The sequence below is a fragment of the Mycobacterium sp. Root135 genome, assembly GCF_001426545.1.
Lineage (GTDB): Bacteria > Actinomycetota > Actinomycetes > Mycobacteriales > Mycobacteriaceae > Mycobacterium.
Map to the genome: position 1 here is coordinate 572,531 of NZ_LMEZ01000005.1, position 13,362 is coordinate 585,892.

At 68.4% G+C, this 13,362-nt stretch carries 13 protein-coding genes and 1 pseudogene; 9 read left to right on the plus strand and 5 right to left on the minus strand.

Going from position 1 to position 13,362, the window contains the following annotated elements:
• Nucleotides 1-18 precede the first annotated feature (18 nt).
• Nucleotides 19-579: a TetR/AcrR family transcriptional regulator gene (locus tag ASD37_RS13870; RefSeq protein WP_056551669.1), complete on the minus strand. Its 561-nt coding sequence runs from the start codon at nucleotides 577-579 to the stop codon at nucleotides 19-21.
• Between the two features lie 192 nt (nucleotides 580-771).
• Here ASD37_RS13870 and ASD37_RS13875 point away from each other — a divergent pair, with 192 nt between their 5' ends.
• From ASD37_RS13875 to ASD37_RS13905, 7 genes and pseudogenes are all read left to right on the plus strand, one after another.
• A complete protein-coding gene (locus ASD37_RS13875; RefSeq protein ID WP_056553283.1) occupies nucleotides 772-1,407 on the plus strand; it encodes a TetR/AcrR family transcriptional regulator in 636 nt (211 codons plus the stop codon).
• Between the two features lie 84 nt (nucleotides 1,408-1,491).
• A pseudogene (locus tag ASD37_RS13880) lies at nucleotides 1,492-2,424 on the plus strand (class I SAM-dependent methyltransferase).
• A 44-nt stretch (nucleotides 2,425-2,468) separates the two neighbouring features.
• Nucleotides 2,469-3,875: an aldehyde dehydrogenase family protein gene (locus ASD37_RS13885; protein ID WP_056551671.1), complete on the plus strand. Its 1,407-nt coding sequence runs from the start codon at nucleotides 2,469-2,471 to the stop codon at nucleotides 3,873-3,875.
• 34 nt (nucleotides 3,876-3,909) lie between these two features.
• Nucleotides 3,910-4,773 carry an SDR family oxidoreductase gene (locus tag ASD37_RS13890; RefSeq protein ID WP_056551672.1) on the plus strand — a complete coding sequence of 288 codons (864 nt, stop codon included), beginning with the start codon at nucleotides 3,910-3,912 and terminating at the stop codon, nucleotides 4,771-4,773.
• Between the two features lie 4 nt (nucleotides 4,774-4,777).
• On the plus strand, nucleotides 4,778-5,743 hold the full coding sequence (locus tag ASD37_RS13895) for an NADPH:quinone oxidoreductase family protein (protein WP_056551674.1): 966 nt from the start codon (nucleotides 4,778-4,780) through the stop codon (nucleotides 5,741-5,743).
• Nucleotides 5,744-5,745: 2 nt separating this feature from the next.
• Nucleotides 5,746-6,447: a haloacid dehalogenase type II gene (locus ASD37_RS13900; protein WP_056553285.1), complete on the plus strand. Its 702-nt coding sequence runs from the start codon at nucleotides 5,746-5,748 to the stop codon at nucleotides 6,445-6,447.
• Entirely contained in the window at nucleotides 6,444-6,926 is a 483-nt protein-coding gene (locus ASD37_RS13905; protein WP_056551676.1) for a DUF456 domain-containing protein, read from the plus strand. Before ASD37_RS13900 ends, ASD37_RS13905 begins: the two co-directional genes overlap by 4 nt.
• Before the next feature lie 26 nt (nucleotides 6,927-6,952).
• Here ASD37_RS13905 and ASD37_RS13910 read toward each other — a convergent pair whose 3' ends face one another.
• A complete protein-coding gene (locus ASD37_RS13910) occupies nucleotides 6,953-7,270 on the minus strand; it encodes a hypothetical protein (protein ID WP_056551678.1) in 318 nt (105 codons plus the stop codon).
• Between the two features lie 137 nt (nucleotides 7,271-7,407).
• On the opposite strand from ASD37_RS13910, the gene ASD37_RS13915 reads away from it, so the two are divergent.
• Complete coding sequence (locus ASD37_RS13915; protein WP_056551680.1) at nucleotides 7,408-8,553, plus strand: DUF3060 domain-containing protein; 1,146 nt, start codon at nucleotides 7,408-7,410, stop codon at nucleotides 8,551-8,553.
• A gap of 14 nt (nucleotides 8,554-8,567) precedes the next feature.
• The gene (locus ASD37_RS13920) at nucleotides 8,568-8,888 is read left to right on the plus strand and encodes an EthD family reductase (protein WP_056551682.1); all 321 of its coding nucleotides are present in this window, start codon (nucleotides 8,568-8,570) and stop codon (nucleotides 8,886-8,888) included.
• Here ASD37_RS13920 and ASD37_RS13925 read toward each other — a convergent pair.
• Genes ASD37_RS13925 through ASD37_RS13935 form a run of 3 tightly spaced genes read right to left on the minus strand, consistent with a single transcriptional unit; the run spans nucleotide 8,885 to nucleotide 13,356 of the window.
• Nucleotides 8,885-9,691 (minus strand): tyrosine-protein phosphatase, encoded by an 807-nt coding sequence (locus tag ASD37_RS13925; protein ID WP_056551684.1) that lies wholly within the window; start codon nucleotides 9,689-9,691, stop codon nucleotides 8,885-8,887. The two genes, ASD37_RS13920 and ASD37_RS13925, sit on opposite strands and share 4 nt — an antisense overlap.
• Nucleotides 9,691-10,917 (minus strand): acyl-CoA dehydrogenase family protein, encoded by a 1,227-nt coding sequence (locus ASD37_RS13930; protein ID WP_056551686.1) that lies wholly within the window; start codon nucleotides 10,915-10,917, stop codon nucleotides 9,691-9,693. Before ASD37_RS13930 ends, ASD37_RS13925 begins: the two co-directional genes overlap by 1 nt.
• Nucleotides 10,918-10,944: 27 nt before the next feature.
• Nucleotides 10,945-13,356: a PEP-utilizing enzyme gene (locus tag ASD37_RS13935; protein WP_056551688.1), complete on the minus strand. Its 2,412-nt coding sequence runs from the start codon at nucleotides 13,354-13,356 to the stop codon at nucleotides 10,945-10,947.
• Nucleotides 13,357-13,362: the final 6 nt, after the last annotated feature.

Consider the following 13,362-nt stretch of genomic DNA (forward strand, 5'->3'; position numbering starts at 1 on the left):
CCAAGGTAGTCCGCTGCCTCAGTCGTCGGGGACGGAGGCGAACCGTCCGGAGTCCAACGCGTCGAGCATCTGCTCGGCCACCCACCGCAGGCCGACGGTGTCGTGCGGCAGCGTGGCTTGTTCGTACCCGATCAGCAGGTACATGCTCCACGACGCGAAGACCTGCGCCTGGTTCGCGTGGCCGAGAATCTCGAATGCCGCGTCGAACATCACGTCGTGCCGGCGCTTGTCGACCTCTTTCTGTACCGCGAGTACGTCCTGGTCGAGCGAGCTCCAGACCCGGATCGCCGCTTCGGCGCCGTGGGGCAGCGACAGGGCGTGCTTGATGATCGTGTCGATGCGTCGTCGGGCGTTGGGTTCGGCGTATGCGACGTCCATGCCGTCGACGCGGCGCTGCAGCCAGTGGCCGATGAGCTCGCGCGTGTAGGCCGACCAGCTGGGGAAGTAGTGGTAGAACGAACCGGTCGTGACGCCGAGACGATTGCAGACGCCGGCCAGTTTGAGGCCGCCGTACCCGAGGTCGGCCAGCACGTCGAGCCCGGTCTCGAAGTAGGACTCCCGAGTCACCGCGCCCGCCATGGATGAGAACCATAGTGCGAGGCGCGGACCCCTTCGCCCCAGGCCAAGGTCCGCACAGCTATGTCGGACTTCTGTAAGAATTGGTCATCGCACCAGCATTGACGGCTTCGTTGGTTTGCTGAACTACTCATTCTTACGGTTCCGCAACCAATTGGCGTGTGGCTGTCAATTTGGGTGTGGCACAATTTGACCGTGCCGTATACCGCGACCCGAGGCCCTGGCCGCCCGCCTGCAGCGAAGGCGGCGGAGACCCGTGAGCGCATCGTGCGAGCGGCCCGTGAAGTTTTTAGCGAACTCGGTTACGACGCCGCGACGTTTCAGGCGATCGCAATACGTGCGGATCTGACTCGCCCAGCGATCAACCATTACTTCGCCAGCAAGCGCGTGCTGTACGCAGAGGTGGTCGAGAAGACCAACGAGATGGTCGTCGCCGCCGGGATGGCCAAGGCCGACGGGCAGACGTCACTGTTGAAGCGTCTGTCGGCGTTCTTCTCGGCGGCCATGCAGGCCGATTCTCGGGATCGATCTGCGGCTGCCTTCCTGGTGACGTCGGTGCTGGAGTCCCAACGCCACCCGGAGCTGAGCCGCGACGAACACAACTCTCTGAAGACCTCCCGGGCGTACGTGACCTGGGCCGTTACCGAAGCGCTGCAGAGTGGCGAGCTCACCACGGATACCGATGTCCCGACGTTGGTCGAGATGCTGGTGGCCGTGATGTGGGGCATGGGTTTCTATGCTGGCTACGTCGGCGGCCATGACGAGCTAGGCAACATCGTCGACAAGCTCGAGTTACTGCTGGCGAACAAACTCTGGAAGATCGCCGAGTAACTCGGAGGGCCTTCGGCGAAGGCGTTTCCGGGTCCTGACGACACCGCCGCATAGCACTACTAACTTTCTCGATAGCATGGCGCGATGAGCTCCTTGCGCGCACACGACGACACCTGGGACATCGCCACCAGCGTGGGTTCCACCGCGGTGATGGTGGCCGCCGCCCGGGCCGGTGAGACCGAGCGCGAGACACCGCTGATTCGCGACCCCTAGGCCAAGATTCTGGTGGCCGGTGCGGGAACCGGGATATGGGAATTCATGCTCGACGACTCCTTCGCCGCGAAGGTCGCCGACGTGGACCCCGAGTCGGCCACAATTCTCGAACACATGGGCAACTACCAGGCGGTCCGGACGCATTTCTTCGACGCGTTCTATGCAGACGCGGTAGCTACAGGCATCCGGCAGGTCGTCATCCTGGCCTCTGGGCTCGACTCGCGGGCCTACCGGCTCGAATGGCCGGACGGCACGACCGTCTTCGAGATCGACCAGCCCAAGGTGCTCGAGTACAAGGCGGCCACCCTGGCCGAACACGGCGTCCAACCGTCGGCGCTGGTCCACGAGGTGCCGGTCGACCTGAGGCATGACTGGCCCGCGGCACTGTCCGCCGCGGGGTTCGACGCGTCGCTGCCCACGGCCTGGTTGGCCGAGGGATTGCTGATGTATCTGCCGGCCGAGGCACAAGATCAGTTGTTCGCTCAGGTGACCGAATTGAGCGCCCCGGGAAGTCGGGTGGCCGTGGAGACCGTCGGCGTGCAGGCCCAAGATCGGCGAGAGTTGATGCGCGAGCGGTTCCAGAAGATCTCCGCGCAGTTCGGTATCGAGGACGCCATCGACGTCGGTGACCTGATGTATCACGACGAGAATCGGGCGGACGTCGCCGAGTGGCTCGACGGTCACGGGTGGACGGCGTCGGCGGTGACGTCACAGACCGAGATGCAGCGTCTCGGCCGCTGGGTTCTGCCCGACGACGCCGACGGTTCGGCGTTCTCCGAGTTCGTCGTCGGCCAACGGCACTGACCGAAGCCCGACCGCCAACCGGGCGGTTGGTTAGGATCAGCCGGGTGACCACCGAAGCGACCGCCCCGCCCAGCTCCCAGCCCGCTGCGGTCGACGTGGCGGCGACCGTCGCCCGGCTCCGCAAGACGTTCGCCACCGGCCGCACCCGCGACGTCGCGTGGCGCAAACGGCAGCTCGAGGGCCTCGTCAAGCTGATGACGGACAACGAGCCCGCCATCGCCGCCGCCCTCGAGAAGGACTTGGGCCGCAAGCCGTTCGAGGCCTGGCTGGCCGACATCGCCAGCACCGTCGGGGAGGCCACGGACGCCGCCAAGAACGTCGGCAAGTGGACCAAGCGCAAGCAGCGGCTGCTGGAATTCGCGCAGCTGCCCGGCCGCGGCTGGGTCGAGCACGAGCCCTACGGAACCGTGCTGATCATCGGGGCGTGGAACTTTCCGTTTGCCCTCACGCTTGGGCCCGCCGTGGGCGCCATCGCCGCGGGCAACACCGTCGTGCTCAAGCCCTCGGAGGTCTCGCCGGCGTCTTCGGCGCTGATGGCCGAGCTGATCCCGCGCTACCTGGACCCCGACGCCATCGCCGTGGTCGAGGGCGACGGCGCGGTGAGCCAGGAGCTCATCGCCCAAGGCTTCGACAAGTTGTGCTTCACCGGAGGCACCGAGATCGGCCGCAGGGTCTACGAAGGCGCGGCCAAACACCTGACCCCGGTGATCCTCGAACTCGGCGGCAAGAGCCCGGTGATCGTGGCGGCCGACGCGGACATCGCCGTGGCCGCCAAGCGCATCGCGTGGACCAAGCTGATCAACTCCGGCCAGATCTGCATCGCGCCGGACTACGTCTTGGCCGACGCCACGATCCGCGACGAGCTGGTCGCCAAGCTGGGCGAGGCCGTCGCCACCTTCGAAGCGGGCAGCTCCGGCAAGCGCATCGTCAACGACCGACACTTCGACCGGTTGACCGCCGCACTCGCCGCCACCACGGGCACCATCGCCTTCGGCGGCGGTTCGAACGCGGCGGCCATCGAGATCCAGCCGACCGTCGTCGTCGACCCCGGGCTGGACGAGCCGTTGATGACCGACGAGATCTTCGGACCCATCCTGCCGATCGTCACCGTCCAATCACTGGACGAGGCAATCGAATTCGTCAACGCCAGGCCCAAGCCGCTGGCCGCCTACCTGTTCACCAAGAGCAAGGGCGTGCGGGAGCGGGTCATCAAGGAGGTGTCGGCGGGCGGCATGCTGGTCAACCACCTGCTGTTCCAGTTCACCACCGCCAAGCTGCCGTTCGGCGGCGTCGGTCCGTCGGGGATGGGCGCCTACCACGGCAAGTTCGGCTTCGAGGAGTTCAGCCACCGCAAATCGGTGCTGACCAAGCCGACCCGACCCGACTTAACCGCCATCATCTACCCGCCGTATACAGAGAAGGCGTGGAAGCTCGCGCGCAAGCTCTTCTAGCGCGCGTCACCGAAGACCGAGAGAAGAGGAACACATGCCCGGAGTGCAGGATCGCGTCATCGTCGTCACCGGAGCCGGTGGTGGACTCGGGCGTGAGTACGCCCTGACCCTCGCCCGTGAAGGCGCCAGCGTGGTGGTCAACGACCTTGGTGGATCCCGCGACGGATCCGGTGCCGGGTCGGCCATGGCCGACCAGGTGGTCGCCGAGATCAAGGAGGCCGGCGGGCGGGCGGTCGCCAACTACGACTCCGTCGCCGAGTCCGAGGGCGCCGAGAACATCATCAAGACGGCGATCGACGAGTTCGGGGCCGTGCACGGTGTGGTCAGCAACGCGGGCATCCTGCGCGACGGCACGTTCCACAAGATGACCTTCGAAAACTGGGACGCCGTCCTCAAGGTGCACCTCTACGGCGGTTACAACGTGCTGCGCGCGGCGTGGCCGCACTTCCGTGAGCAGAGCTTCGGTCGCGTCGTGGTCGCCACGTCGACGAGCGGTCTGTTCGGCAACTTCGGTCAGGCCAACTACGGCGCCGCCAAGCTGGGGCTGGTCGGCCTGATCAACACGCTGGCCCAGGAAGGCGCGAAGTACAACATCAAGGCCAACGCCGTTGCGCCGATCGCCGCCACCCGGATGACGCAGGACATCCTGCCGCCCGAGGTGTTCGAGAAGCTGACGCCCGAGTACGTCGCACCCGTGGTGGCCTACCTCTGCACCGAGGAAGTGCCCGACACCGACTCGATCTTCATCGTCGGCGGCGGCAAGGTGCAGCGCACCGCACTGTTCCAGAACGACGGCGTCACCTTCGGCAGTGTCCCGTCGGTCGACGACGTGGCGGGCAAGTGGAGCGAGATCACCGACCTGTCGGCGGCGCAGTCGGCCAGCTTCAAGCTCGGCTGATCCGGTGAAGGCGCTTGTTGCGCAAAGTCTTTCCGGTCCCGAGGGGCTGGTCTACACCGACGTCGATGAACCAGGTGGCGACGGCAACGTCGTCGTCGACGTCGGTGCGGCCGGGGTCAGCTTCCCCGACCTCCTCCTGATCAAGGGGGAGTACCAGCTCAAGCTCGATCCGCCGTTCGTTCCCGGCACCGAGGTGGCCGGTGTCGTCCGCTCGGCGCCAGCCGACTCGGGTTTCAGCGTGGGGCAACGGGTTACGGGGCTGAGCATGCTGGGCGCCTGGGCCGAACGGGTGGCGCTCGCGCCGTCCAGCGTGCTGCCCACGCCCGACGGCCTCGACGACGGCGCGGCAGTGTGCCTGCTTGGCAACTACTACACGATGTACTTCGGGCTGGTGCGTCGTGGCGGGCTGATGGCCGGTGAGACCGTGCTGGTGCTCGGCTCGGCGGGCGGCGTCGGTACGGCGGCCATCCAGATCGCAAAGGCGTTGGGCGCCAGGGTGATCGCGATGGTGCACCGGCCGGGCGCCACGGAGTTCGTGGAGTCGCTGGGCGCCGACGTGGTGCTTCCGCTGACCGACGGGTGGGCGCAGGCCGTTCGCGAGCACACCGACGGGCGCGGCGTCGACCTCGTCGTCGACCCGGTGGGCGGAAGCGCCTTCGACGACGCGATCCGCGTGCTCGCCACGGAGGGCCGACTGCTGGTGGTGGGCTTCGCGTCCGGTGGAGGCATCCCGACGGTGAAGGTGAACCGGCTGCTGCTGCGCAACGTCAGCGTCGTGGGAGTTGGCTTGGGAGAGTTCATCAATCGCACACCGGGTGCGCAAGCCGAGATCGGCGCCGGGCTCGGGAAGTTGGTCGAGGCGGGGCTGCGACCGCCACCGCCGGTGCGGTACCCGTTGGCGGACGGCCGAGCGGCGTTGGAGAGCCTGGCCAGCGGCGGGGTGCGGGGCAAGGTGGTTCTCGTACCGTGACGATGCCCCGGGCCCTGGCCTTCGACGTCTTCGGGACGGTCGTCGACTGGCGCAGCAGCGTCATCGGCGAACTCGAGATGTTCGGCGAACGGCATGGGATCGCCCAGGATTGGCCGGCGTTCGCCGACGCATGGCGGGCGGGGTATCCGGCAGCGATGGACCGGGTGCGCGCCGGCGAGCTGCCGTGGTTGAAGATCGACGCGCTCCATCGACTGATCCTCGACGACCTGCTCGACGGCGCGGGCCTCGGTGACGTGCCCGACGCCGAGGTCGCCGACCTGAATCTGGCGTGGCATCGACTCGACCCGTGGCCGGACTCGGTGGCCGGGCTGACTCGGCTGAAGCAGAACTTCGTCATCACGACGCTGTCGAACGGCAACCTGTCGCTGCTGACCAACATGGCCAAGCGGGCCGGGTTGCCGTGGGACTGCGTTATTTCCGCTGAGCTGTTCCGCCACTACAAGCCGGACCGCGAGGCCTACCTCGGCTGCGCCGACCTGCTCGACGTGGCGCCCGGCGAGCTGATGCTGGTTGCGGCGCATCCGAGCGATCTGCGGGCGGCGCGCGACGCCGGTCTGATGACCGGTTACGTGGCTCGGCCGCTGGAGCGGGGCCCGGGTCGCCGGCCGCCGAAGGTGGAGGACGGCGAGTTCGACGTCGTGGCCGGGGACTTCTTAGAACTTGCTGCCAAACTCGTTGTATGAACGGCGTCGAAACCCTGCTCGTTGCGGTGGTGATCGCGGTCGGCTTGGTGGGCATCCTGGTGCCGTTGATACCGGGAAGCATCCTGATCTTCGGGGCCATCGCGGTGTGGGCGTATGTCGAGGGGACGACGGTCGCGTGGGTGACCCTCGGTGTGGCGACGGCAGTGCTGGGGGCGGCGCTGCTGGTGAAGTACCTGTGGCCGATGAAGCGGATGCGCAGGGCCGACGTCCGCACGTTCAGCTTGTTCACGGGTGCCGTGCTCGGCGTCGTCGGATTCTTCGTGATCCCGGTCGTCGGGTTGGTCGTCGGCTTCGTGCTCGGAGTCTTCCTCGCCGAGCTGACGCTGCGGGGCAACTCCCGGCTGGCGTGGGCGTCGACGGTGCACGCGATCAAGGGCGTCGCGCTGTCGGTGGGCGTCGAGCTGGCTGGCGCGCTGGTGGCGACGATGGTGTGGGTGGTCGGGGTGTTGTTGGTGTGAGCCCGGCGCGCTCTCCGGTCGAGGACCTAGTTGCCCGCCTCTGAGCGAATTCGGCCGGCCTGTTCGCGGAGCGTCAGCACGCGCTGATGAATGCGGTACTCGGTGGCCCGCGGAATGTCGTCCCAGGCGGCGTACACCGCGCGGCGTCGCCGGTATACCCGGCCGTGTTCCATCTCCCACCGCAACGCATCCGAAACTGACTTCGGCGGATGGCCGACGATCGCGAAGCCCTGCTCGTGCAGTGCGGCGATCAGATCCGTGATGCTGGTCGGGCCGTGCTGGAGCAGATACATCGTGAGCGCGTAACGGAGTTCGGTGCCGCGCAACGTCGCCGAGTCGTCCATGACGTGACGATCGCACGTACCCCTGACACGGCCGAATTCGCTCAGAGGCGGGCACGCGCATGTCTTCATCGAGAGGTGCCCGGCCACACGTCGCCAGAGCCCGCCCGCGCGCGTCCCCGTCGTGGGAGCATGCCCAGATGACGTCGCGAGAGGATCCAGAGCAGCGCATCGCTGAGCTGGAGAAGCAGCTCGCCGACGCACGTCGTATCGCCGACCTGGAGGCACAGCTCGCCGAGGCTCGGGGGCACCAGACCACCGGCCCGTCGACGGGCCAGATGTCCGACGTGTTCTCGGCACTTCGGAGCTTCCAAACGGGCTTCGGCCGTCCACCCGCGCCACCGGTGGACACCCGACTGGCCGACGCGCCCCGCCGCGTTCCGCTGAGCTTCGTGCTCGCCGAGCTGCTGCCGTTTCGCTGGTGGTATCTCTTCATCCTGTTTATGGTGGCGATTCCCCCGATCATCGTGTGGATCATGAATCCGCGGCTGTTGGCTCCGGCAGCTCTCGCGGCGGTGATCCTGATCTACGGTCTGCAGTTCCGCGCCACACGGAAGCGCCTGGCGTTGCTTCGATGGGGCCGGGTCGCGCAGGTCATCGGTTCGGAGATCAGCTCGCGCGCAACCTATTACGGCGGCACCACCTACTCCAACGTGTGGCTACCGCAAGCGCACGGGTGGACCGTCACGCGCCAACTGTGGAGCGGTCCCGGCACCACCACCCTGATCCGCTACGACCTCGACGGCCACCAGGGCGAGTTGAAACTGAGGGGCCGCGCCTACGACGACGGCGTCATCCTGGCCGACTCGCGGCGTCCGGAGCGCGCGCTGTGCGTGAGTTCGTTCCCCTACGACCTGAATCGCGACGAGACGGGCAACTGGATCGGGAAGCTGCGAGCCCGCCTGATGGTCGGGATGGTGGTGTGGTTGCTGATCGTCGCCGGTTGGCTCGGGGGCGCGATCTGGATTAGCTCGGGCGCCGCGGCACGAATGATGGCCGAGCGCAGCGTCGTCCGACTCGACCCCGGTGTGATCACCAGGCTGACCGACAGTGGGCCGCAGACGGTGGAATGCAACGACGGTCGTCTCGTCATAAGCGCCGGCGCCACCCCGGTCACGGTGCACGGACACTGCGCCAGTCTGGAAGTCGCCGGGATCAACGCCGTCGTCACCGTCGACTCGGCCGACGTCATCACCCTCAGCGGGATCGGGAACCACGTCACATACCACTCCGGGAGCCCTAAGATCGCTTCGGGCGGGATCGACAACACCGCCATCCGCGGCTGAGACGAAGGATTGCCATGTCCGAAACGAAGATCACGGTCATCTACGACAACCCGACCGACCCCAATGCATTCGAATCGGCTTACCAGGCCGAGCAATTGGAGGCTGCACGACGGGTTCCCGGATACGTCCGGTTCGAAGCGTCCAAGGTGTGGCCCAAGGAAGACGGCTCACCAACCCCGGCGTACCGGATGATCGACTGGTACTACGCGGACTACGACGCTGCCAGCGTTGCCGTCACCACGCCGGAGTTCGGCGCCTTCATACAGGCGCTCAGTCAGCTGGCCACCGGCGGCGTCCGCATCCTCTTCTCCGACGTCGAGGTCCCCCAGAGCTAGGTGACCAGCGCCTGGCGGAGCCGCGTCACCTGATCTGCGGTTACGCCGAGAGCCTCGAGATAGCCCGCCGTCGAGCCATATTCGGCGTCGATCGTCCGCTTGGCCGCCGCCAGGTACTCCTCACGCACGCCGAGCACCTCCTCGTTGAGCCGGGCCTCGGCGAACGTGACGATCTCCGGCGTCGTCGTCTCCTCGGCGCGGTTGCGCACCGACTCGAGGATGCGCTCACGCAGCTCGGGCACGGCCGCGTTGCTGCGCAGGAAGTCCGCGACGATGGCATCGCGTTGTACGCCAACGGTTTCCAGCACGAGTGCGACGGTGAAGCCGGTCCGGTCCTTGCCTGCGAAACAGTGGGCGATGACGGGCCGCTCGTCTGCGAGCAACGAGATCACCTCACGCACGGCGGTCTGCGCGCCCGGCAACGACGGAAAGCGCTCGTACTCCTCGGTCATGAACCGCGCGGCGGCCACGGCGACATCTTCGTCGTCGGGCTTGGCCGTCATCATCTTCTCGAACGCACTCTCGTGCGGGGCGTCGGCCTGATCTGCGACGAGTTCGTGGAACGGCAGCAGGTGCACGGCCACGCCGTCGGGAACCTGGCCGGGGCCCCGCCGCTCGACCTCGCGTTGCGACCGTAGGTCGGCGACGTCTCCGATGCCGAAGCGCGCCAACGCATCCCGGCCCGCGTCGTCGAGGCGGCTCAACTCGCTGGAGCGGAACAGGCGTCCGGGCCGGATCCCGGTCTCCTCGGCGGCGTCGCGGAAGTTCCAGGCGCCCGAGAGCTCGTTGCCCGAGGAGACCACTACGAGGTCACCGCCGCTGCCAGAGGGCTCTTCTCTCGGCCGAGTTCGGCCCTGGCGATGGTGCGTATGTGCACCTCGTCGGGCCCGTCGAACAGCCGCATCGCGCGGTGCCAGCCGTAGAGGCGGGCGAGGGGAAAATCGTCGCTGATCCCCGCGGCGCCGTGCACCTGGATGGCGCGGTCCAACACGTTGCACGCCATCTGCGGGGCGACGGCCTTGATCATCGCGACCTGGTTGCGGGCCTCCTTGTTGCCGTGCTTGTCGATCGTCCACGCAGCCTTCTCGCACAACAGCCGGGCCTGGTCGATCTCGTTGCGCGACAACGCAACCTGCTGCTGGACGACGCCCTGCTCGGCCAACGGCTTGCCGAAGGCGATGCGCGTGTTGACACGGTCGACCATCAGGGCCAGCGCGCGTTCGGCCACCCCGATCGCCCGCATGCAGTGGTGGATCCGGCCGGGACCGAGGCGAGCCTGGGCGATCGCGAAGCCGCCGCCCTCCTCGCCGAGCAGGTTGCTCACCGGCACCCGGACATTGTCGAAGGTGATTTCGGCGTGGCCATGCTGGTCCTGCCACCCGAACACCGGGAGCGACCGCACGATGGTGACCCCGGGAGTGTCCAAGGGCACCAGGATCATCGACTGCTGCTGATGGCTTGCCGCATCGGGGTTGGTGCGACCCATGACGATCAGGATCTTGCAGCGCGGGTCGTTGGCGCCGGAGGTCCACCACTTGCGGCCGTTGATGACGTAGTCGCCACCGTCGCGCAGCATCGTGGTCTCGATGTTGCGGGCGTCGCTGGAGGCCACGGCGGGCTCGGTCATCGCGAACGCGCTGCGGATCTCACCGTTGAGAAGCGGCTCGAGCCACTGCTTGCTCTGCTCCGGGGTGGCGAACAGGTGCAGCGTCTCCATGTTGCCGGTGTCGGGAGCGGCACAGTTGAGCGCCTCGGGGGCCAACTCCATACTCCAGCCGGACAACTCCGCCAGCGGGGAGTACTCCAGGTTGGTCAGCCCCGACTCCGACGGAAGGAACAGGTTCCACAGGCCGCGGTCGCGGGCGAGCGTCTTGAGTTCCTCGACCACCGGGGGCACGGTGTGGTCGTCGCGCCCGGCCTCGAGGCGGTATTGGTCGTAGGCGTGCTCGGCGGGGAACACGTGCTCGACCATGAAGTCGGTGAGCCGTTGGTGGTAGTCCTGTGCCTTGTCCGACCTCGCGAAGTCCATGACCGTCACGATATGACACGTGTCTAACTAAGCTCCCAGCACGGTGACCTCGCCCGTCGCTCCGTCCACCTCGACGACGGTTCCTGTGACGAGCCGCGCGGTCGCGCCGCGTGCGTTGACGACGCACGGCACCCCGAATTCGCGTGCCACGATCGCGGCGTGTGACGTCGGTCCGCCCAGTTCGGTCACGACGGCCGCCGCGTACGCGAACGCCGGCGTGTAGCCCACGTCGGTGACCTTGGCGACCAGGACTTCGCCGGGCTGCAGGTCGTCGATCGTCTCGGCGTGCACGACGCGGACCCGCCCGCGGGCGCTGCCCCCGGACACGCCGATGCCGTGCAGCACCTCGCCGCCCTGGAAGGCCGTGGTGGGGGCCTCGGTCGGGGTCCAGTGGCCGCTGAACGCCTCGGGCGGCACCAGTTCCTGCAACGTCGCCTGTTCGGCCCGTCGGCGGGCGACGATGCCGGCCAGGTTCGGCGGCGGGGCGTCCAGCTCGTCGACCAGCAGGTAGAACACGTCGTCGACGGTGCCCAGCTCGCCAGCGTCGACCATCCGCCTGCCCTGCTCGCGCAGCAGTCGCCTGAGCACCCAGATCGCGCGCACCATCCGGTCGCGGCGCACTTCCCGCTCGCGAAGCTGGCTGGCCGCGGCCACCGCGACGGCTCGCGCGCGCAGCGGCACCGCGGGCAGGCGGGGCAGCTCGCGGGGCAGCGCCGTCAGCGCCTTGGTCACCATGCGGATCAACAGGTCGGGGTCGTCGGCGTAGGTCGCCGACCGCATCTCGACCTCGCCGGGGCCGCGGTGTCCGATGAGGGCCAGCTCCGTGGCCAGCGCGGCCGAGAACGCCGGCGCCTGCGCGGCGAGCGTCGCGGCGTCGGTCTCCGGCTCGGACAACAGCCGGGCGGCGACGGGATCACGCCGTGCCGCGGCGGCCAGCCGATGGACCGCGCTGAGTGCCTGCGCGCTGACCAACTCGTCGCCCGCCGCGGGCATCACGTCGCGACCGCAGAGCAGCCGCATCACCACCCCGTAGCCGGCGCACAGCAGGATCGACGCCGACGAGAGCACCCACCCGTGCACGACGTGGTCGCGACCCAGCAGGATCAGCTCGCGCAGCCGGTGGTCGTCGAGGGTGGCGGGGTCCGCAGCGGCCGCCTCCAGGCGATGCACGTCGGCGGCGAAGGCCTTGGTGTCGCCGTGGGACCCGGCGGACAGGCCGACCAGGCAGTTGGCGAAGGTCAGCCCGCCGCGGAGTTGGCGGACGAGGCCACGTGGCTCCACCGGCGGCAGGTGTTCGCCGAACAGTTCGAGGCCGTCCTCGGTGTGGCCGAAGAACCCGGAGAGCACCAGCGCGGGGTCGATGAACGGCACGGTGTGCGCCATGAAGTGCCCGGTGGTGATGCCCGCGTACAGGCGGTGGCCGAACACCCCGGTGGTCCGGACCGACATCTCGCGCTGGACGGCCCCGCCGGGGCGTAGCCGCTCGGAGATGACCAGTCCCGCTGCGCGCGTTCCGAGCACCGTCACCGACGCCGACGACGGGGAGAACGGTCCGGCCAGCGCCTCGGAGAGGTTGGTGGCGATGAACGCGGGGAACCGCGGATCGATGGGGGTGTCGAACTCGCCGGTGACGTCGCCGGGGCCCGCGGGCACCGGCTCGACCCCGTCGGCGGCCGGCGCGTCGACCGCCGGAATCTGCAGCACGCGCGGCAGTCGCCACGGGATGTCGTGGACGGTGCCACCCACGGCGATTCGGCCCCGGCACGCGAGCGCGAAGTCCTCGAGTGCCTGAGCCACGTCGAAGGTGGGGGTGAATCCCCAGTCGTCGCGCAGGCCGGTGGTGTCCAGCATCGGTACCGTCACTGTGGGCCCGGCGACGATGCGACCAAGCGGCCCCGGGGCTTTGACGACGCGCCTGCCGACGGCCGCGGCGATGGCGCGCACGGTGGTGTGTCCTGCGGCGGCGACGTCGACCCGACCGGCGGGCAGGTCGGAGTCGAGCAGCGCTCGTACCAACACCCGCTCGACGTCGTGGGCGTGCACCACCTGCAGGGGTCGGTCGGCAGAACCGTCGTCGAACACGGCAGGGCCGGTGAACCGGCGCAGTACGGCGTCGTCGACGTGGCGGCCCAGGACCAGTGCCGTCCTGACGACGATCGCCCCGTCCGGGATGGCGTCCGTGCCGTCGGCAAGCACGACGACGCGGTCGACCCCGTCGGCCGCCACGTCGAGGCCGCGGGTGCCGCCGCAGTGCAACACCGCGTCGGCACCCTTGACCGCGTCGACGATGTAGTCGCTCGACGTCACGAACTCGACTGCGCCGGACCAACTCTCGGGCCGGTGGGCACCGATGCCGACGACGTCGTGGCCAAGGCTGACCAGTCGCGCCGACACCCCGCGCCCGAGCGCGCCGTCGGCGCCCCCGACGACGATCCTCATCGAGGC

Coding starts and splice junctions, on each gene's coding strand:
- ASD37_RS13870 (WP_056551669.1), bottom strand. CDS start 579: ATGGCGGGCGCGGTGACTCGGGAGTCCTACTTCGAGACCGGGCTCGAC.
- ASD37_RS13890 (WP_056551672.1), top strand. CDS start 3,910: ATGCCCGGAGTGCAGGATCGCGTCATCGTCGTCACCGGAGCCGGTGGT.
- ASD37_RS13900 (WP_056553285.1), top strand. CDS start 5,746: ATGCCCCGGGCCCTGGCCTTCGACGTCTTCGGGACGGTCGTCGACTGG.
- ASD37_RS13905 (WP_056551676.1), top strand. CDS start 6,444: ATGAACGGCGTCGAAACCCTGCTCGTTGCGGTGGTGATCGCGGTCGGC.
- ASD37_RS13910 (WP_056551678.1), bottom strand. CDS start 7,270: ATGGACGACTCGGCGACGTTGCGCGGCACCGAACTCCGTTACGCGCTC.
- ASD37_RS13915 (WP_056551680.1), top strand. CDS start 7,408: ATGACGTCGCGAGAGGATCCAGAGCAGCGCATCGCTGAGCTGGAGAAG.
- ASD37_RS13920 (WP_056551682.1), top strand. CDS start 8,568: ATGTCCGAAACGAAGATCACGGTCATCTACGACAACCCGACCGACCCC.
- ASD37_RS13930 (WP_056551686.1), bottom strand. CDS start 10,917: ATGGACTTCGCGAGGTCGGACAAGGCACAGGACTACCACCAACGGCTC.
- ASD37_RS13935 (WP_056551688.1), bottom strand. CDS start 13,356: ATGAGGATCGTCGTCGGGGGCGCCGACGGCGCGCTCGGGCGCGGGGTG.